Genomic DNA, 18403 nt, shown 5'->3' with positions numbered 1-18403 from the left:
CGGCTCCGGCAGGAACGATCCGTGACCGGCCTCTTCGACGGGACCTTCGCTCGTGGAGGTGCCGCGGCGGCAGTCTCCGACTCCGCCTGGATCGACGCGCTCCTCGACGTGGAGGCCGCGCTCGCCCGCGCGGCGGCCCGCCTCGGGCTCGTGCCGACGACGGCGGCCGACGCGGTGACCCGTGCCTGCGCCGAGCCGGCCGGTCTGGACCTGGCCTCGGTGATCACCTCGGCGGCCGACGCCGGCAACCCGGTGCCCCCGCTGGTGCGCGTGCTCCGTTCGGCGGTGGGGGAGCGGGACGCGGTCGCGGTGCACCTCGGTGCCACCAGCCAGGACGTGCTGGACACCGCGCTGGTCCTCCTGGCCCGCCGGGCGGTCGCCGCGATCGACCGCGAGCTCGCCGTCGCCGCCGAGGCGGCGGCCGGGCTCGCGCGCAGCCACCGCGACCAGGTGGCCATGGGGCGCACGCTGATGCAGCAGGCCCTGCCGACCACGTTCGGGCTCAAGGCGGCCGGCTGGCTCAGCGGGCTCGACGGCGCCCGCGCCCGGTTGCGAGCCGTGGATGCCTCCCTGCCGGTGCAGTACGGGGGCGCGGTGGGCACGCTGAGCGGCCTGGACGGCTCGGGGGTGGCGCTGCGGGAGGCGCTCGCCGCGGAGCTGGGGCTGTCCGCCACGCCCGTCGCGTGGCACACGATGCGGCTGCCGATCGCGGACCTGGCCGGTGCGCTCGGCTCGGCCGGGGGCGTCGTGGCGTCCGTGGCCCTCGACCTGGTGCTGCTCGCCCAGACGGAGGTGGCCGAGGTCGCCGAGGTGAGCGAGCACCGTGGCGGTTCCTCGGCGATGCCGCACAAGAACAACCCGGTGGCCGCCATCTCTGCCCGTGCGTGCGCCCGCCGGGCCCCCGGGCTGGTGGCCACCCTGCTCGCGGCCATGGAGCAGGAGCACGAGCGGGCCGCTGGTGCGTGGCACAGCGAGTGGCCGACGCTCACGGCCCTGCTGGCCACGGTCGGCTCGGCGGCGTCCTGGCTGGCCGAGAGCCTGGAGTCGCTGCGGCCCGATCCGGACCGCATGGCCGCGACCGTGGCGGCGGCGGACGCGCCGGCGCTCGCCGCGGCGGCGACCGACGCGCTCGCGGCCCGGCTGGGCCGGGGTGCCGCCCACGAGGCCGTCGCCGAGGCCGCCCGCGCCGCCCGCGCGACCGGCCGCCCGCTCGCCGAGCTGCTCGCCGAGCGCGCCGATCTCGACCCCGCCGACCTGCGTACTGCCCCCGACGTCGGCGAGGCCGGCGCCCAGGTCGACGCCGTCCTCGCCGACCACCACGCCCGCACCGGAGGCACGCCGTGACCGCCATCGCCGTCTCGTACACCGTCGCCGGGCCTGCCGACGCGCCGGTGGTCGTGCTGTCCAACTCCCTCGGGGCCACCCGAGCCATGTGGGACGCCCAGGTGCCGGCCCTGGCCGAGCGGTTCCGGGTGGTCACCTACGACACCCGCGGGCACGGCGAGTCCCCGGCACCTCGGGGGCCGTACTCCCTCGACGACCTCACCGACGACCTGGTCGCCCTGCTCGACGAGGTCGGCGCCGCACGGGCGCACGTCGCGGGGTTGTCGCTGGGCGGGATGACCGGCATGCGCCTCGCGGCCCGGGAACCGGGGAGGGTGGACCGGCTGGCGCTGCTGTGCACCGCGGCGCTGCTGGGGCCGCGGCAGAACTGGGTGGACCGGGCCGCGACCGCGCGGACCGAGGGCACCGGCGTGCTCGCGGCCACCGTCGTCAGCCGGTGGGTGACCGCCGGTTACGCCGCGGAGCACCCGGACGTCGTCGCCCGCCTCCGCGAGATGGTCGCGGGCACCGACGGCGAGGGGTATGCCGGCTGCTGCGAGGCGATCGCCGACATGGACCTGCGCGCCGACCTGCCGGCCATCACCGCGCCGACGCTGGTGATCTCGGGCGCGGAGGACCCGGCCACGCCCCCGGAGCACCAGCAGGCGATCGCCGACGCCATCCCGGGGGCCCGGGTGCTCACCGTGAGCCCCGGCGCGCACCTGGCGAACATCGAGCAGCCGTCGGAGGTCACCGCTGCGCTGCTCGCCCACTTCGACGCCGCCGGGAGTGCGCGATGAGCGAGCCGAACACCGACGACGCCCGGCGCGAGGCGGGCATGCGGACCCGGCGCGAGGTGCTCGGGGACGCGTGGGTCGACCGCGCGGTCGCGAGCACGACGCCGTTCACCGCCGCGTTCCAGGACTTCATCACCCGGACCGCGTGGGGCGACCTCTGGCAGCGCCCGGGGCTGGCCCGCCGCGACCGCAGCCTGATGACGCTGTCGATCACGATCGCGCTCCGGCACTGGGACGAGTTCGCCCTGCACGTCCGGGCGGCCAAGAACAACGGTCTCTCCGACGACGAGATCGCCGAGGTCATCCAGCACGCCGCGATCTACGCGGGCGTCCCGGCCGCCAACCACGCCTTCAAGGTGGCCGCGCCGATCCTCGAGGAGCTGCGCGGCACGTCGGCCTGATCCCGCGACCGGGGCGGTGGCCGTGCACGATCGGCCGCCGGACGGGCTCTGCGCCGTGGCCTGTCCGGCGTGGCGCCACCGGTGGTCGCCGGTCGCGCCGGCGGACCGGTCCACCGGCCCCGGTGGAACCGTGCCGAGCGGGGCCCGCGGTCAGTCGAGCGTGACCCGCACCGGGATGCTCTCCCAGGCCCGCAGCGTGTTGTTGTGGTGCCGGACCGTCGGCCCGTCCAGCTCCAGCGTGCGCACCCGGCGCGCCAGCGCGGCGACCAGGCTCTCGGCCTCCAGGCGGGCGACGTGCTGGCCCACGCACTGGTGGATGCCCATGCCGAACCCGACGTGCCCCGACGGGTCGCGCGAGAGGTCGAAGGCGTCCGGGTCCGCCCAGCGGCGCGGGTCGCGGTTGGCCGCGGCCAGGAACATCAGGACCTTGTGGCCCTCGGGGATGACCACGTCGCCCACGCGGATGTCGGTGGTCGCCGTGCGGAAGAAGGTCTGCACCGGCGACTCCCAGCGCACCGCTTCGTCGAACGCGACCCGGGCGAGCGACGGGTCCTGCCGCAGGCGCTGCCACTGGTCGGGGTTGGTGGCGAAGGCGTAGAGCACGGCGGAGATCCCGTGCACCGTCGTGTCCACCCCGGCCGTCAGCAGTGACCGGACGACGAGCGGAGCCTGCTCCGGCGTGATGTCGCCGCGGTCGGACGCCGCCCAGATGTCCGCACCGAACCCGGTGGGGGCCAGCACGTCCCGCTGGCACTGCGCGTTCACCCAGGCCGCGAGCTCCGCGACCCGCGGCGCCCCCTTGGCGACCAGGTCGTTGTCGGGCCCGAACGCGTTGAAGGCGTGGTCGCCGTAGGGGAGCAGGTTCTCCCGCCCCGGCTGGGGGATGCCGACGGCATCGGGGAAGACCCGCAGCGGGAAGGTGGCGGCGAGCGCCTGGACGGCGTCGAAGGTGGTGCCGCGGGCCAGCACCTCGTCCACGAGGGCGTCGGCGTCGGCCGCCCACCCGTCCCGCAGGCGCCGCAGGGCCCGGGGGCCGAGCACCTTCTGCAGCACGCGGCGCGGGGCGTCGTGCCGCGGCGGATCGGCCTCGAGGAGCAGGCTCGGCGGCCGCCACGGCTTCTCGTAGCGGAAGTTCGACAGGCCCACCCCGGCGGCCGACTGGAACCCCTGCCAGTCGACCAGAGCCGCGTAGACCTCGTCGTAGCGGGCGAAGGCGTGCACGTCGTAGCGGGTCAGGTGGACGACCGGTCCCGCCTCGCGTAGCGCGGCGTGCATGGGGAGCGGGTCCTCGAGCACCTCGTGGCTGAACGGGTCGACGTCGCTGGTCGGGGCCGCGGTGGTGGGCCGGGTGCTGGTGGGCCGGGCGGTGGTGGTCACGGGATCCTCCGGGATGCCGGTGCGGTCAGCGGTGGTGGGCTCAGAGGTCGAGGACGAGGCGCTCGTCCCGGGACCGCGAGACGCAGACGTACATGCAGTCGTCCGCGTCGCGCTCGTCGTCGTCGAGCAGGGCGTCGCGGTGGTCCGGGCGCCCCGCCAGCACGGTGGTCTCGCAGGTGCCGCACACACCGCGGCGGCAGGAGGACAGCACCTCGACGCCGACCTCGTTGAGCGCTTCCAGCACGGTCTTGTCCGGGGTCACCGTCACCGTCGTCCCGGAGCGCGCCAGCTCGACCTGGAACGGCGCCGTGCGGGCGGGCGTCCCGCCCTCCTCGGCGACGAACCGCTCCGTGCGCAGGGTGTGCGGCGGCCAGCCGGCGCAGGTCCGCTCCATGGCGGCCAGCAGGGGGCCCGGGCCGCAGGCGTAGATCCGGACGCCGTCCCTCGGCTCACCGAGGAAGCCGGCGAGGTCCAGGAGCCCGTGCTCGTCCTCGGGCCGGACGAGCACGCGGTCGCCGTGCTGCTCGAGCTCGCCGAGGAAGGCCATCGAACCGCGGCGGCGCCCGCCGTAGAGGAGCCGCCAGTCGGCGCCGAGCATCTCGGCCTGGGCGATCATCGGCAGGATCGGGGTGATGCCGATGCCCCCCGCGACGAAGAGGTACCGCTCGGAGGGCACGAGCGGGAAGTTGTTGCGCGGGCCGCCCACGCCGACCAGGTCGCCGACCTGCAGGTGGTCGTGGACGTAGCTGGACCCACCGCGGCCGGCCGGCTCCAGCAGCACGCCGACCCGGTAGGTGAAGGGATCCCAGCGGTCCCCGCACAGCGAGTACTGCCGGGTCATGCCGTTCGGCAGCACGAGATCGATGTGCGACCCGGGGGTCCAGTCCCTCAGCCGCCCGCCGGACGGTGCGGCCAGCTCGAGCGTGAGCACACCGTCGGCCTGCACGTCCTTCGACGTCACGCGGAGCACGGCGACGTCGGTGCCCACGGGAGCGGGGGCGGGGGAGATGGCGGTCATGGGGACAACGGTGACCCGCGGGCATGTGACCTGGGAAACACTCTTTCAATGGATGGGAGCGAGTGCGATGCTGGGGAGGTGCCACGCGTCGCGACGGGAGAGTCCTCGCTGGCGCGGGCCGTCCGCATCCTGGAGTCGTTCACCCCGGAGGAGCCGGAGCTCACCGTCTCCGAGGTCGCACGGCGGGCCGGTCTGCACCTGGCCACGGCCTCGCGCATCATCGGCCAGCTCGTCGACCACGGGCTGCTGAGCCGGGGCCCCGACCGCGAGGTGCGCGTGGGGTTCCGGATGTGGGAGCTGGCCTCGCGCGCCGCGCCCACCCGATCCCTGCGCGATGCCGCCATGCCGTACCTCGAGGACCTGCACGCGGTGGTGGGTCACCACGCCCAGCTCGCGGTCCTCGACGGCGACGAGGTCGTCTTCCTCGAACGCCTCTCGGCCCGGGACGCCGTCATCAACTACTCGCGCATCGCCGGCCGGCTCCCGCTGCACATCTCCTCGTCCGGGGTCGTCCTCATGGCCTACGGACCCCCCGAGCTGCAGGAACGGGTCCTCGCCCGCCCGCTGGAGGGCTGGTCCCCGGAGACGATCACCGATCCGGACCGGCTCCGGGCAGCGCTGGCACGGGTGCGCCGGCAGGGGTACGCCCTGCTGGCCGGCCACGTTCACCCCGACGCGACGGGTATCGCCGTCCCGGTCCGGAACCGGCTGGGCGAGGTCGTCGCCGCCCTGTCGGTGATCGTCCCGAACGACGCCCGAGCCGTGTCGGCGGTGCCTGCCCTGCTGGCCGCGGCTCGCGGCATCGGTCGATCGCTGCGCTGAACGGCGTCCCTCCTTACGCTGCCGGGGTGACCCATCCCGTTGACCCGGTCGTCGCGAAGGACGAACTGCGCGAAGGGCTCCTCGCGCGCCGTCGGGCACGGCCGATGGCGGAGCGCGCCGCGGCCGCCGACGCGGTCGCGGCGGCCTTGCTGCAGGGACTCCGAGGCGTCGGCACGCTCGCCGCGTTCGTCCCCGACCCGTCCGAACCGGGGGCCGGCCGGTTGCCGGAGGCCTACACCCAGCTGGGGGCCCGGGTCCTGCTGCCCGTCGTCCCGCCCGAGGGGCGGACGCTGGACTGGGGGGAGTACACCGGCGAGCTGGAGCGTGGCCGGTTCGGCCTGCACCACCCGGTGGGCCCACGGCTCGGGGCCACCGCGATCGCGGCCGTGGACGCGGTCGTCGTGCCGGCGCTCGCGGTGGACCGCCGGGGGATCCGGCTGGGCCGCGGCGGTGGTTACTACGACCGCGCGCTGGTGCACGTGCGCCCCGACGCCGTCCTGGTCACGGTGGTGTTCGACGACGAACGGGTCGACGAGCTCCCGCACGAGCTCCACGACCGGCCGGTGCGCGCGGTGGTGACGCCCTCCGCGGGCTGGACGGCGCTCGCTCCGGACGACCGCTGAGCGGATCCCCCCCCCTCAGGCTCAGAGAGCGCCGCGGACGGCCGAGGCGAACGCCGCGGGCGCCTCCAGCGGCACGAAGTGCCCGGAGTCCGGCAGCGGCGTCACCGTCACCTCGGCGAAGAACTCGTCGAGGCGGTCCGCCCAGTCGGCCGGGAACAGCGGATCGTGCGCCGGCCACAGGACGTGGGTGGGGACCGCGAGACGGTCCTCGGCTGCCGGGACCTGCTCGGCCAGCCCGCGGGCCAGGATGCCCGGGCCCTGCCGGTAGAAGCCGAGCGAGGCGGTGAACGCCCCGGGCCGGCCGTAGCTGTCCGCGAGCCGGTCGAGGTCGTCGGCGGTCGGGGTGAACGAGGGGCCCGACCAGTGCGTCCAGAAGTGCTCGAGGTAGCTGCGGACCGCGTCCCGGTCGCCGTCGAGCAGCCGCGGGGCCAGGTCGAGGCGGTGGAAGTGCTGGTACCAGAACTCGCGGTGGACGTCCGGGTCCAGCAGGCGCTGCCCCGCGCCGGGCAGGGGCGGGGTGAGCACCAGCGCCCGCACGCGGTCGGGGGACCGGGCGGCGACGACCTGGGCGATCCGGCTGCCGATGTCGTAACCGGCCAGGACGACCGGTCCGAGGTCCAGCTCGTCGAGCAGCGCCATGACGCTCCGGGCCTGGGCGGCGCCCGTGTAGGCCTCGTCGGGGTCCACGAGGTGCTTGTCGGACTCGCCGAAGCCGCGCAGGTCCGGGACGACGACGTCGGCGACGTCGGCCAGCAGCGGGGCGACCAGGCGGTAGTCGGAGCGGCCGCCGGGCCAGCCGTGCAGGAGCACCACGGGCGGCCCGTCGCCGCTGCGGTCGTAGGCGAGCGAGAAGCCGTCGACGGATGAGCTGTGCGGCATGGCGTGAACCTCTCGATGCGGACGGGTCGGGCACCGTCAGGGCCGGCGGGGGAGCACCCCGCCGGCCCTGACGGCGTGGCTCAGGCCGAGGCGTCGGCCTGCTGGGTCTCGTCCGCGAGGTGCGCGATCGAGCGGGTGTCCTGGAAGGCGCGGACGCCCTCGATGCCCTGCTCGCGACCCATGCCCGACTGCTTCATGCCGCCGAACGGGGCACGCAGGTCCAGCCGCGTGGCGCCGTGGTCGTTGACCCAGACGTAGCCGCATGCCAGCTGGGCACCCAGCCGCGTGGCGGCGCCGTCGTCCGCGGTCCAGACGGAGCCGCACAGGCCGCCCCACGTGTCGTTCGCCTGCTGCACCGCCTCGGCGTCGTCGTCGTAGGGCAGCACCGGGATCACCGGGCCGAACTGCTCCTGGGTGACCACCCGCAGCGACGGGTCGGGGTCGACGACGATGGCCGGCCGGAGGAAGTTGCCGTCGGCGAGCTCCCCGCCGGGCAGCTCGCCGAACTCCAGCACCGTCGCCCCGGCGTCCTTCGCCTCCTCGATGATCTCCGCGACGAACGCCTTCTGGGCCGCCTGGTGCAGCGGGCCCATGGTGGTGCCCTCGGCCAGCCCGTGCCCCAGGACGACCTGCTCCAGCCGTGCGGAGAGCCCGGCCACGACGTCGTCCACGCGGGACCGGTGCACGTACAGCCGCTTGGCCGCCATGCAGATCTGGCCGGTGGTGTCGAAGATCCCCGCGAACAGGCGGTCGAGGTGCGCGTCGTCGAGGACGGCGTCCTCCCGGATGATCGCCGCGTCGTTGCCGCCGAGCTCCAGGGTCACCCGGGTGAGGCTCCGGGAGGCCATCTCCATCATCTTCTTGCCGCCGTTGACGCTGCCGGTGAAGCAGACCTTCGCGACGTCGGGGTTGTCGATCAGGCCGGCCATCTCGCTGTCCCGGCCGGTCACGACGTTGAGCACGCCCGGGGGCAGCTTCTCGGCCACGCGCTGCACCAGGCGCGTGGTCGCCAGCGGCGTGGAGGGCGGTGGCTTGACGATCGCGGTGTTGCCGGCCAGCAGCGCGTGCGGGAGCGCCGCGCCGAGGATCGCGATCGGCCAGTTGAACGGCACGATGACCGTCACGACGCCGAGGGGCTGGTAGGCGACGGTCGTCTCGACCGGGATGCCGGGAGCGGGCGGCAGCACCTTCGTGGCGTCCACCTCCTCGGCGAGGGAGAGGGCGAGCTGCCACCGGATCTCGAAGACCAGCGCGTCCACCCAGGCCTCGTGGACGATCTTGCCGTTCTCCAGCGAGAGCACCCGGGCGTCCTCGTCGCGCTCGTCGGCCAGCCCCTCGATCGCGGCGGCCATCTGCTGCGCGCGCTCCGTGGCGGACAGGGCCGACCAGGCCGGGTAGGCCGCCTTCGCCGCCGCGACGGCGTCCCTCACGTCATCCGTCGTCGCGGCCGCGGCGTGGCCGACCACGACACCCGGTCGCGCCGGGTCGACCACCTCGAGTACGTCGTCCGTGGAGCGCACCTCGCCCCCGATGTAGAGCCCTGTCGTCACGGGTGCCGTGGTGTCCAGCGTGCTCGTCATGCGGATCCCCACCTCTCTGTGTGTCCGTCGGGTCGGGATGCGAGGGCATCCCCGTCGGCGCCGTGCGCGCCGAAGTCTCGTGGCGCGTGCAGGTCACGCACCCCCGCACCGGGCCGGGCAGGCCCTGGTGCGCCGCCGTCGAGGGCGGCCACGATCCGCACCGCGTCGACGCTGCCGGCCACGTCGTGCACGCGCACGCCCCAGGCGCCCGCCCGTGCGGCGAGCACGGACGTGGCCAGGGTGGCGCCGTCGCGCTCGGCGGGCGGCCGGGGCCGCCCGTCCGGCCGCGCCAGCACCGCGCCGAGGAAGCGCTTGCGGGAGGCGCCGACCAGGACCGGGAAGCCGAGCTCGACGATGCGGTCCAGCCCGGCCAGCAGGGCCATGTCGTGCTCCGGGTGCTTCGCGAAGCCCAGCCCGGGATCGACCACGATCTTCTCCGCCGCCACGCCGGCCACCAGCGCGGCGTCGACCCGCCGGCACAGCTCCTGCCGCACCTCCGCGACCACGTCGTCGTACACCGCGCGGGCGTACATGTCGCGGCTCTCGCCCCGCCGGTGCATGAGCACCCACGGAACCCCGGCGTCGGCGACGGCGGGGGCCATGCCGGGGTCGGCCAGCCCGCCGCTGACGTCGTTCACCAGCACCGCGCCCGCCGCGAGGGCAGCGGTGGCCACGGCGGCCCGGGTCGTGTCGATGCTCACCGGTATCCCGAGCCGGGCCAGCCCGGCCACGACGGGCAGGACGCGGCGGCACTCCTCCTCGGGGCTCACGCGGCCGGCGCCGGGCCGCGTCGACTCACCACCGACGTCGACGTAGTCCGCACCGGCGGCCGCCATGCGCAGCCCGTGCGCGACCGCGGCGTCGACGGCGTCGTGCCGGCCGCCGTCGGAGAAGGAGTCCGGCGTGACGTTGAGGATCCCCATGACGACGCAGCGGCCGGGTCGGGCGATCACGGCAGGTGCTCCGCCCGCAGCGGCGCACCGGCTCCGCCGGCGGCCGCGACGCCGCCGGGGTCGAGGGCCCGGCGGCGGACCGGGGCCCTGGTCACCGGTGCATCATCTTCCGCACCTCGGCCTCGACCTCGTCCGCCCGGCGCGACAGGTCGTCCACGACGGCGACGGCCGAGACCAAGCGGGCCCGGGCTCCGTCGTCCTCGATCCCGGCGAGGTTCGCCTCGACGGCGAGGCGAGCTGTGGCGGCGGCGGCGCGGGCGGCGGCGGTGGCTGCGGCGACGTCGCTGATGAGGTTGCGGTTGGCGATCGGCAGCAGCCGTCCGGCCAGCCGGACCAGTTCGGCGGCGGACCCGAGCACCGCCAGCGGAGGCCGGGTCGCGTCCAGCTGCGCCCGGGAGAGCCGTCGCCGTCGGGCCGCCTGCTCCTCCTCGCTGTCGCGCGGCATCTTCAGCGCCTCGGCGACGGCCGAGAACGCGGCCTCGTCGTCGGCGGCAGCGGCGAGACACGCATCGCGCTGCTCGTCGGCCGCCGCCACGATCTCGCGCACGAGGTCCGCGTGCTCCTCGTCGGTGGTGAACCGTCCGACCATCGCGACGAGGGAGGCCGACAGGGCGGCCTCGACGGCGGCCGTGGCGCCTGCTCCGGGAGCGGCCATCCGGGCGGCCAGCTGGCCCAGGAAGTCGCCGAGCGACTGCCCGTCCAGCTCGTCGTGCCCGTTCACGAGTCGCTCCCTGGGGCGTGCCGCACGGCGAGCTCCAGCCGGTCCTCCGCGGGCCGCCCGGCGGCGAGCAGCCGTGCCTCCCGCCAGCCCCGCAGCGAGCTGAGCACCGCCATCTCCTCGGCGTCCTGCAGGTCGGCCACGGTGAGCACGCGCTCCTGCAGGGCGCCCAGCTCCAGCAGCCGGGCGCGCTCGACCCCCGGCAGGCAGCCCGAGGTGGTGGGTGGGGTCCACCACCGGCCCCCGATGCGCAGGGCCAGGGTGGCCGTCGTGGTCTCGGTCAGCTCGCCCCGCTCGTTGACCAGGACGACGTCGTCGGCCTCCGGGTGCCGGAGGGCCCGCGTCAGGTAGACGTCGCGCCGGGTGGTCTTGTGCTGGAGCCACGGGCTCGTCGCGTCCACGGGGTCGTCGTCCAGGGCCAGGCGCACCGGCCCGGTCGCAGCGGGCGGCATGGCCCCCGCCTCGACCTCGACGCGCCCGTCCCGGGACCCCAGGATCCGTATCCGCGCCGCGTCGGTGCGATCGGCGACCGCTGCGGTCACCGCCTCCAGGACCGCCGCCCGATCGAAGCTGAAACCGGTCCAGTCGGCCGAGTCGGCCATCCGGGCCAGGTGCCGGGCGACGTTGCGCAGCCCCTCACCCGGTACGTACGCCAGCGTCTCCAGGAGCCGGTGCTCGGTCACGTCGTGGGCCAGGACGGCCGCCTTGGCGTGCACCTCGCGGCGCTCCTGGGCCGCCTCCGAGCCCCAGGTGATGCCGCCGCCCACGCCGTACACGGCCTCGCCGGTGCCGCGGTCGACGACGACGGTCCGGATGGCGACGTTGAACCGGGCCCGGAACGGGGCGGACGGGGGAGCGACCAGGCCGACGGCGCCGCAGTAGACCCCGCGCGGCGTGGGTTCCAGCTCCTCGATCAGCTCCATCGTGCGGCGTTTGGGCGCGCCGGTGACCGAGCCGCAGGGGAACAGCGCGCGGAACAGGTCGACGAGTCCGGTCCCGGCCGGGACCCGCGCGCTGACCTCGGAGGTCATCTGCCAGACGGTCGGGTACCGCTCGAGGGAGAAGAGCTCGTCGACCACCACGCTGCCGACCTCGGCCACCCGGCCCAGGTCGTTGCGGAGCAGGTCGACGATCATGAGGTTCTCGGCCTGCTCCTTGCTGCTGGACCGCAGGAGGCGACGCTGCTCGCGGTCCTCGGCGGTCGTGCGGCCGCGCGGGGCGGTGCCCTTCATCGGCCGCGTCCGGACGACGTCCGCCGCCCACTCGAAGAAGAGCTCGGGGCTGGCGCTGACGACGACGTGCCGGCCCAGGTCGAGGTAGGCGTTGTACGCACCGCGCTGGGCGAGCGCGAGGCGGGCGTAGAGATCCGCCGGGTCACCGGCGACGGTGGAGCGCAGCCGGTCGGTCAGGTTGCACTGGTAGGTCTCGCCGGCGGCGATGTGCTCGCGGACGGTCGCGACCGCCCGGGCGTGCTCGCCGTCGGTCCAGTCCGGACGCCACGGCGACGTCGGCGGCGCGGCGTCGGCGGGCGGTTCGAGGGGCTCCGCCCGGGTCGGCTCGTCGCAGAGCCCGAACCAGACGAGCGGGGGCTCGCCGGGTGGCGAGGGGCCGCCCGGCAGCTGCGGGTCCAGGCCGGCGGCTGCCTCGTAGGCCAGGTACCCGAACGCCCAGCTGCCGGCCTCGGTGGCGTCGTGGACCTGCTGCAGGACGCCGGCGACCTCGGCCGGCCGCACCGCGGTCAGGATCCGGGACGGCGGCGGGCAGAGCAGCGCCTCACCCGCGGCGAGGTCGTCGAACCGGGCCCACGGCTGGGCGCCCATCAGCCACCGATGCCCTGCTGCACGCGAGCGGCGGTGAGGGTGTTGGCCAGGAGCATCGCGATCGTCATCGGGCCGACCCCGCCCGGTACCGGCGTGATCGCGCCCGCCACCTCGGCGACCGCGTCGAACTCGACGTCGCCGCGGAGCCCGTCCTCGCCGCGGTGGATGCCGACGTCGATGACGGTCGCGCCGGGCTTGACGGCGTCGCCACCCACCAGGCCGGGGATCCCGGCCGCGACCACCAGCACGTCGGCGCGCCGGCACACCTCGGCGAGGTCGCGCGTGCGCGAGTGGCAGACGGTCACCGTCGCGTTCCGTGCCAGCAGGAGCTGGGCCATCGGCTTGCCGACGAGCACCGACCGGCCGACCACGACCGCCTCCGCGCCCGCGAGGGGGACGTCGTACTCGTCCAGCAGCGTCATGACGCCGGCCGGCGTGCACGGCCGGAGCCCGGGCCGGCCCTGCGCGAGCAGGCCGGCGTTGAGGGTGGTCAGGCCGTCGACGTCCTTCTCGGCCGGGATCCGGGCGATCAGCGCCTCGGAGTCGAGGTGCCCGGGCGTCGGGAGCTGCAGCAGGATCCCGGAGACCGCCGGGTCGGCGGCCAGTTCGTCGACGAGCGCGGCCGCCGCCGCCTGGTCGACGTCCCCGGGCAGGTGGCGGTGCAGGTCCCGCATGCCGGTCTCGACCGACAGCCGGCGCTTGTTCCGGACGTAGACCTCCGACGCGGGGTCCTCGCCGATCAGCACCGTCGCCAGTCCCGGCGCGACGCCACCCCCGGCGACGAGCTCCGCCACCCCTCGGGCGACGTCCTCGCGCACCCGGCGCGCCACAGCCTTGCCGTCGATCAGCCGTGCGGTCATCGGACGCTCCTCCGGGCCAGGGGTGTCAGGCAAGGCTGTCCATCATCTTCCGCCGCCAGGCCTCGGTGGGCTCCAGGTCGTTGAACGTGAAGACGTGGAACCCCTCGATGCGGTTGTCCGGCTTGCCCATGTGCGGGGCCAGACCCTTGATGATCTTGTCCGGGCTGTACCCGCCCGGGACGAAGAAGCGCCAGAACAGGTTCTGCTGCTTCTTGAGGAACTTCGCCGACTCGCCGATGCCGAGTCCGCCGGAGACCCGCAGCAGCTTCTGGCGGTGGACGGCGCCGGGGACGCCCACGTGCACCGGGAGGTCGATCCCGCGGTTCTTCAGCTCGCGGGCCCAGTTCAGGATGACCGCCGGGTCGAAGACGATCTGGGTCTTGATGTGGGTGGCGAGGGGCGCCTTGTCCTTGAGCGCCTGGAAGAGCGTCTCCGTCGGCGCCTCCGGGTGACCCTCCGGGTGCCCGCCGATGCCGATGTCGGTGAAGCCGTGGTCGAGATCGTGCAGCGCCACGAGCAGGTCGTGGGCGTGCCGGAACTCCGTGGGCTCCTCGGTCGGGTCCCCGCCCACCACGAAGACGTCGGTGACGCCCGCCTCGCGGCAGCGCGCCACGATGTCGGCGAGGTGGGCGCGGTCGCGGACCTGCCGCGCCGAGAGGTGGGGGGCCACCGTGTAGCCGTGGCCGACCAGGGCGACGGTGAGGTCGATGGTCGCGTCCTGGCCCTTCGCCGGGGAGGCGGTCACCGTCAGCCGCACGTCCTTCGGCACGGAGGAGAGCACCGACTGCTCGGTCTTCTTGAAGGGGATCACCTCGTAGCCGAGGTCGTCGAAGGCCCGCCTCAGCGAGTTCCGGGTCGCCGGGTCCCGGACGGTCAGCGCGCGCTTCACGTTGTCTCTCCCTCTGCACGGGCCGTCGCGCGACATCCCGCGGCGGCCGACGGTGGCAGCGCCCGGCCGCCCGGCCGGGCGGGCTTCGAGCGCTTGCTCCTGTACCCACCATCGTGATCGGCGTCACCCGGTGGCCGGTACGGTGATATGGCGGTACCTGTGGCGCCGGATCGGTGGTCGTCCGTGCGTCAATCGTCGCGGTGGACGCCCGGAGCGCCGGCGCCGGGCCCGAGCGGGTGGCCGTGCCGGGGCGTCCCACCACGTCCGACGCGGCATCCCCCCGCTCGGGTGGGCCGCGCCCTCCGGCGCACGTGGGGTGTCCGCGGCATGTCAGCATCTGCACGGAGTGACCCGGGCCACGCGGTCACGGGGCCGCACGCGAAGGAGGGGCCGGGTGGAACCACGAGGACGGGGCGGGGTCGCCGCGTCGACCGTTCCGACCTCGGACGACGAGGTGGTGCGGTACGCCCCGGACGGGCTGGCGGTCATCGACGCCGACGCGCGCTTCGTCGAGGCCAACCCGGCCGCGGTGCTCCTGTGCGGCCTGGACCCGGACGCCGTCGCGGGCGCCCCCTCACCGTTCCCGCCGCCGGACCCGGAGGGCGTCGCCCGGGCGGTCGAGCAGACCGTGACCTGGGCGCCGGTGGCCGGTCAGCGGCGCGAGTTCGCGTACGTCGTCGCCCCGGTCGCGGGCACGCGGCGGTGGATCGTGTCCTTCCGCGACGTGACCGAGAGCCGGCTGCGCGAGCGGCGGCTGGGGGCGATCGCGAAGGCCGCCTCCAGCGTCGCGTCGAAGCGGTCGCTGGTCGGCACCCTCGAGGCGCTGGCCCGGGAGGTCGCGCGGACCGACGCCCTGGCCGGCGTCCAGGTGCTCACGGTGAACTCGTCGGGCGACCGGTTGCACGTCATGGGTGTCGCCGGGTTCGGGCGCGCAGGCGACTTCTTCGACAAGATCATGGAGTGCCAGGCCCTGGGGGCCGAGCTCAAGATGCTGGAGGCCCTCGAGCGGCGGCAGCCGCTGGTGGTGCCGAACCGGTACGCCCAGGTGCTGGAGGACCCCGCCTGGGCGCCGCTCCACGACCTCATGCGGCACCCCCGGTGGGACTGGTTCGTCAGCGTGCCCCTCGTCGCGCGGGGGGAGCCGGTCGGCATCCTGAACGCCTTCTACGCACCCGGGCAGGTCGTCGGTGGCACCGAGCTCGAGTTCCTGCTCGCCATGGCCGAGCAGGCCGCGATGGCCGTCGACCAGGCCGCGCTGCTGGAGCGCGAGCGGGACGTGGCCCGCCGCGAGGAGCGGCAGAAGCTGGCCCGCGACCTGCACGACTCGGTCGTCCAGCAGGTCTTCTCGATGATGATGCAGGCCCGGTCGCTGGGCGTCCTCGTCGCCCGTGGCCTGCCTCCCACCCCCGACAAGGTGGCCCAGGTGGCCGACGACCTCAGCGGCAGCGCCGAGGCCGTCCTGTCGGACCTGCGCGGCATGGTGGTGGAGCTCCGGCCGGCGGCGACCACCGCCGGTGGGTTGTCCTCGGCGCTGCGCTCCCTGGTGGACACCACCTCCGCCCGCACGGGCCTGGAGGTGTCCCTCGACATCGACGACCCGTCCGGCGAGATGACCGCGCTCGACGCCGACCTGCTCGAGGACGTCTACCGCGTCGTCGCCGAGGCCCTGCACAACAGCGTCAAGCACGCCGAGGCGTCGACGATCCACGTCCGGCTCGCAGTGACACCGCACGGCCGTCGACGGCGGCTCGTCGCCGAGGTCACCGACGACGGGCGCGGGCTGGGCGCCGGCACCATCGCCGGACCCTCGGGTGGGTCCGGGTCGAGCGGATTGGGGATGACCGTCATGCGTGAGCGCGCTGCCCGGTGGGGCGGAGCCGTCCGGATCCGGCAGCCGGCCGGAGGAGGGACGAGTCTGCGCCTGAGCCTGCCGCTGCCGACGTCCCTGTCGGCGCGGCCGCGGTCCGGCGCGGGGGTCGCGCCGTGACCACGTCGCTGCCGATCCGGGTGCTGGTGGTGGACGACCACGCGGTCGTGCGCCGTGGCGTGGTCGCCTACCTCGAGGCGCTGGAGGACGTGGAGGTCGCCGACGAGGCCGGCGACGGGCAGCAGGCGCTGGAGCGGCTGGAGCGGGCGGCGGCGCACGGGGAGCTGCCCGACGTCGTCCTCATGGACCTGCAGATGCCGGGGATGGACGGGGTGACCGCGACCGCCGAGGTGCTGCGCCGGTTCCCGCAGCTCAAGGTGGTCATCCTCACCAGCTTCGGAGAGGCCGAGCGCGTGCACGCGGCGCTGGAGAGCGGCGCCTCCGGGTACCTGCTGAAGGACGCGGGACCGGCCGAGGTGGACGCCGCGCTGCGCGCGGCGGTCCGCGACGAGGTCTTCCTCGATGCGGCGGTGACCCGCCGGTTGACCCAGGAGATCCGGGCGCCGCGCACGGGGCTCGGCGTGCTCACCACGCGTGAGAAGGAGGTGCTCGTCCTCGTCGCGGAGGGCCGGTCCAACAAGGAGATCGCCAAGCACCTCCTCATCAGCGAGCGGACGGCCCGGTCCCACGTGAGCCACCTGCTCACCAAGATGGGGCTGTCCTCGAGGACGCAGGCGGCCCTGCTCGCCGTCAAGGAGGGTCTCGTCCAGCCCCGCTGAACGGTGGGCGCAGACATTTGACGCGTCCCTGGTGCGACAGGGTGCCCGCCGGCCTCGGTCAACCGGGCGATCCGCCGGGCCGCCCGGCGGCCTAGCGTGAGCGGGGCCCGGTACCCGGATCGTCGCCCGGGGTCCGGCCGCACGGCGGAGGGAGGGGCCGCGTGACCGCCGTTCCCCAGGACGCCGGCGACGTCGGCCGGCTCGAGGTCCTGTGCGCCGCCGCCGGGCTGACCCTGGACGTCGCACCGGGCACCTCGATCCTCGCCGCGGTGCGACGGGCGGGGCTCGAGGTGCCCGAGGCGTGCGCCGACGGCTGCTGCGGCGCCTGCGAGACCAGGGTCCTCGAGGGCGAGCCCGACCACCGGGACGGCGTCCTGACGGTCGAGGAGCGGGCGTTCGGCGAGACGATGATGATCTGCGTCTCCGGCGCGAGGTCGCGGTGGCTGGTGCTCGATCTGTGACGCGGGGGAGTGCCTCGCCCGGGGTGGATCGGCGACGGATGACGCAGGTGGCTCCTGCCGCATCGGCGGCCCTGTCGTGTCATCGAGCCGATTCCGCCCGTCGTCGCCGTGCCTAGGGTGGCGGTGGCGTGAGCACGTGCGTGCGCATGCCGACCCCGATGTCGTCCGAGGAGGCGAGCGCATGACCACCTTCGTCCTCGTGCACGGGGCCTGGCACGGCGGGTGGTGCTGGGACCGCGTCGCGCCGCTGCTGCGCGCGGCCGGCCACGAGGTGCACGCGCCGACGCTCACCGGGCTGTCGGAGCGGGCGCACCTGCTCTCCCCGCTCGTCGGGCTGGAGACGCACGTCGAGGACGTGGTGCGGGTCATCGACGTCCTGGGGCTCACCGACGTCGTCCTCGTGGGGCACAGCTACGCGGGGCAGATCGTGACCGCCGTCGCCGACCGCCGCCCCACCGCGGTCGCCCAGCGGGTCTACCTCGACGCCTTCGTCGGCTCCGACGGCGACGCGGCCCGCGATCTCCTGCCCGAGACGGTCGAGCACCACTGGGCGGAGTCGGCGGCCGAGCAGGGGTTCGGCTGGCTGGTGCCCGTGCGCAAGCTGTCCGTGCTCGGCGTGACCGAGCAGGCGGACGTCGACTGGCTGACCCCGAGGCTCACGCCGCACCCCTGGAAGACCTACACCGACCCGTTGCGGCTGACCGGTGCGGTCGACGACGTGCCCGCGGCCTTCGTCGAGTGCGTGAGCTGGATGCGCGTCTTCGCCGGCCAGGCCGATCGCGCCCGCGCGCGGGGCTGGCCCGTGCACGAGCTGGAGACCGGTCACGAGGCGATGGTCACCGCGCCGGAGGAGCTGGCCGGCGTGCTGGCCGAGATCGCAGGGCGGCTGCCGGAGCCGGCCCGGATGGAGGGGATCTGACGTGGAGTTCCTGGTGCGGTCCGAGAACCGGCTGCCGGCCGACACCCCGGCGCAGCGGCGGGAGGAGCTGCGCGCCGGCGAGCGCGCGCGGGCGATGGAGCTGCGGGCCGCCGGCGTGCTGAAGCGGTTGTGGCGCGTCCCCGGCCGCAACGCGACCATCGGCCTCTACGAGGCGGAGGACCCGGCCGCGCTGCACGACGCGCTGATGTCGCTGCCGATGGCCCCGTGGCTCGACGTCCACGTCGAGGCGCTCGCCACGCATCCGCAGGAGCGGACGTGACCCGGTCGTCCGCGACCGCACCGCGACAGCAGAGAGG

Annotated in this window: 18 protein-coding genes and 1 pseudogene; 10 read left to right on the top strand and 9 right to left on the bottom strand. The window is 75.1% G+C overall.

Annotation, left to right across the window (positions count from 1 at the left end; all coding sequences use genetic code 11):
- The first annotated feature begins 21 nt into the window (after positions 1 to 21).
- From pcaB to pcaC, 3 genes are read left to right on the top strand one after another with little or no spacing between them, the layout of a single operon-like run.
- Positions 22 to 1344 (top strand): 3-carboxy-cis,cis-muconate cycloisomerase, encoded by a 1323-nt coding sequence (pcaB, locus tag ACI79S_RS11195; protein ID WP_456593505.1) that lies wholly within the window; start codon positions 22 to 24, stop codon positions 1342 to 1344.
- Positions 1341 to 2123 carry a 3-oxoadipate enol-lactonase gene (gene pcaD / locus ACI79S_RS11190; RefSeq protein WP_456593504.1) on the top strand — a complete coding sequence of 261 codons (783 nt, stop codon included), beginning with the start codon at positions 1341 to 1343 and terminating at the stop codon, positions 2121 to 2123. Before pcaB ends, pcaD begins: the two co-directional genes overlap by 4 nt.
- Positions 2120 to 2521, top strand: coding sequence for a 4-carboxymuconolactone decarboxylase (gene pcaC, locus ACI79S_RS11185; RefSeq protein WP_456593503.1), 402 nt, complete (start codon positions 2120 to 2122; stop codon positions 2519 to 2521). The genes pcaD and pcaC overlap by 4 nt, the downstream gene beginning before the upstream one ends.
- 150 nt (positions 2522 to 2671) lie before the next feature.
- Here pcaC and ACI79S_RS11180 read toward each other — a convergent pair whose 3' ends face one another.
- Both ACI79S_RS11180 and ACI79S_RS11175 read right to left on the bottom strand, forming a co-directional pair.
- On the bottom strand, positions 2672 to 3898 hold the full coding sequence (locus tag ACI79S_RS11180; RefSeq protein ID WP_456593502.1) for a cytochrome P450: 1227 nt from the start codon (positions 3896 to 3898) through the stop codon (positions 2672 to 2674).
- Positions 3899 to 3938: 40 nt separating this feature from the next.
- Positions 3939 to 4871, bottom strand: a pseudogene (locus tag ACI79S_RS11175) (PDR/VanB family oxidoreductase); the annotation flags it as partial.
- Positions 4872 to 4994: 123 nt separating this feature from the next.
- Between ACI79S_RS11175 and ACI79S_RS11170 the strand changes: the two are divergent.
- Positions 4995 to 5738: an IclR family transcriptional regulator gene (locus ACI79S_RS11170; protein ID WP_456593501.1), complete on the top strand. Its 744-nt coding sequence runs from the start codon at positions 4995 to 4997 to the stop codon at positions 5736 to 5738.
- A 26-nt stretch (positions 5739 to 5764) separates the two neighbouring features.
- Positions 5765 to 6361, top strand: a complete 597-nt coding sequence (locus tag ACI79S_RS11165) for a 5-formyltetrahydrofolate cyclo-ligase (RefSeq protein ID WP_456593500.1) — start codon at positions 5765 to 5767, stop codon at positions 6359 to 6361.
- A 21-nt stretch (positions 6362 to 6382) separates the two neighbouring features.
- Here the strand turns inward: ACI79S_RS11165 and ACI79S_RS11160 are convergent, their stop codons facing one another.
- From ACI79S_RS11160 to ACI79S_RS11130, 7 genes are all read right to left on the bottom strand, one after another.
- Positions 6383 to 7240: an alpha/beta fold hydrolase gene (locus ACI79S_RS11160; RefSeq protein ID WP_456593499.1), complete on the bottom strand. Its 858-nt coding sequence runs from the start codon at positions 7238 to 7240 to the stop codon at positions 6383 to 6385.
- Between the two features lie 80 nt (positions 7241 to 7320).
- Complete coding sequence (locus ACI79S_RS11155) at positions 7321 to 8820, bottom strand: aldehyde dehydrogenase family protein (protein ID WP_456593498.1); 1500 nt, start codon at positions 8818 to 8820, stop codon at positions 7321 to 7323.
- Entirely contained in the window at positions 8817 to 9773 is a 957-nt protein-coding gene (gene folP, locus ACI79S_RS11150) for a dihydropteroate synthase (protein WP_456593497.1), read from the bottom strand. Before folP ends, ACI79S_RS11155 begins: the two co-directional genes overlap by 4 nt.
- 91 nt (positions 9774 to 9864) lie before the next feature.
- Positions 9865 to 10494: a cyclodeaminase/cyclohydrolase family protein gene (locus tag ACI79S_RS11145; protein ID WP_456593496.1), complete on the bottom strand. Its 630-nt coding sequence runs from the start codon at positions 10492 to 10494 to the stop codon at positions 9865 to 9867.
- Positions 10491 to 12311: an aminodeoxychorismate synthase component I gene (gene pabB / locus ACI79S_RS11140; protein WP_456593495.1), complete on the bottom strand. Its 1821-nt coding sequence runs from the start codon at positions 12309 to 12311 to the stop codon at positions 10491 to 10493. The genes ACI79S_RS11145 and pabB overlap by 4 nt, the downstream gene beginning before the upstream one ends.
- Positions 12311 to 13171, bottom strand: coding sequence for a bifunctional methylenetetrahydrofolate dehydrogenase/methenyltetrahydrofolate cyclohydrolase FolD (gene folD, locus ACI79S_RS11135; RefSeq protein WP_456593494.1), 861 nt, complete (start codon positions 13169 to 13171; stop codon positions 12311 to 12313). Before folD ends, pabB begins: the two co-directional genes overlap by 1 nt.
- Positions 13172 to 13196: 25 nt before the next feature.
- Complete coding sequence (locus ACI79S_RS11130) at positions 13197 to 14060, bottom strand: methylenetetrahydrofolate reductase (protein ID WP_456593493.1); 864 nt, start codon at positions 14058 to 14060, stop codon at positions 13197 to 13199.
- Between the two features lie 394 nt (positions 14061 to 14454).
- On the opposite strand from ACI79S_RS11130, the gene ACI79S_RS11125 reads away from it, so the two are divergent.
- The 5 genes from ACI79S_RS11125 to ACI79S_RS11105 all read left to right on the top strand — a co-directional run bounded on the left by ACI79S_RS11125 (position 14455) and on the right by ACI79S_RS11105 (position 18366).
- Complete coding sequence (locus ACI79S_RS11125) at positions 14455 to 16047, top strand: ATP-binding protein (RefSeq protein WP_456593492.1); 1593 nt, start codon at positions 14455 to 14457, stop codon at positions 16045 to 16047.
- A complete protein-coding gene (locus ACI79S_RS11120; protein ID WP_456593491.1) occupies positions 16044 to 16706 on the top strand; it encodes a response regulator in 663 nt (220 codons plus the stop codon). Before ACI79S_RS11125 ends, ACI79S_RS11120 begins: the two co-directional genes overlap by 4 nt.
- A gap of 161 nt (positions 16707 to 16867) precedes the next feature.
- Positions 16868 to 17167, top strand: coding sequence for a 2Fe-2S iron-sulfur cluster-binding protein (locus ACI79S_RS11115; protein ID WP_456593490.1), 300 nt, complete (start codon positions 16868 to 16870; stop codon positions 17165 to 17167).
- Positions 17168 to 17348: 181 nt separating this feature from the next.
- Positions 17349 to 18086 carry an alpha/beta hydrolase gene (locus ACI79S_RS11110; protein WP_456593489.1) on the top strand — a complete coding sequence of 246 codons (738 nt, stop codon included), beginning with the start codon at positions 17349 to 17351 and terminating at the stop codon, positions 18084 to 18086.
- A 1-nt stretch (position 18087) separates the two neighbouring features.
- Positions 18088 to 18366 (top strand): muconolactone Delta-isomerase family protein, encoded by a 279-nt coding sequence (locus ACI79S_RS11105; protein ID WP_179711352.1) that lies wholly within the window; start codon positions 18088 to 18090, stop codon positions 18364 to 18366.
- Positions 18367 to 18403: the final 37 nt, after the last annotated feature.

The sequence above is a fragment of the Blastococcus sp. SYSU DS1024 genome, from assembly GCF_054050795.1.
This window is presented reverse-complemented; position numbering and strand designations above follow the sequence as displayed.

Bases quoted from the DNA above. Each gene is read 5' to 3' on its own strand.
- pcaC (WP_456593503.1), top strand. From the start codon at position 2,120: ATGAGCGAGCCGAACACCGACGACGCCCGGCGCGAGGCGGGCATGCGG.
- ACI79S_RS11160 (WP_456593499.1), bottom strand. From the start codon at position 7,240: ATGCCGCACAGCTCATCCGTCGACGGCTTCTCGCTCGCCTACGACCGC.
- ACI79S_RS11155 (WP_456593498.1), bottom strand. From the start codon at position 8,820: ATGACGAGCACGCTGGACACCACGGCACCCGTGACGACAGGGCTCTAC.
- pabB (WP_456593495.1), bottom strand. From the start codon at position 12,311: ATGGGCGCCCAGCCGTGGGCCCGGTTCGACGACCTCGCCGCGGGTGAG.
- folD (WP_456593494.1), bottom strand. From the start codon at position 13,171: ATGACCGCACGGCTGATCGACGGCAAGGCTGTGGCGCGCCGGGTGCGC.
- ACI79S_RS11110 (WP_456593489.1), top strand. From the start codon at position 17,349: ATGACCACCTTCGTCCTCGTGCACGGGGCCTGGCACGGCGGGTGGTGC.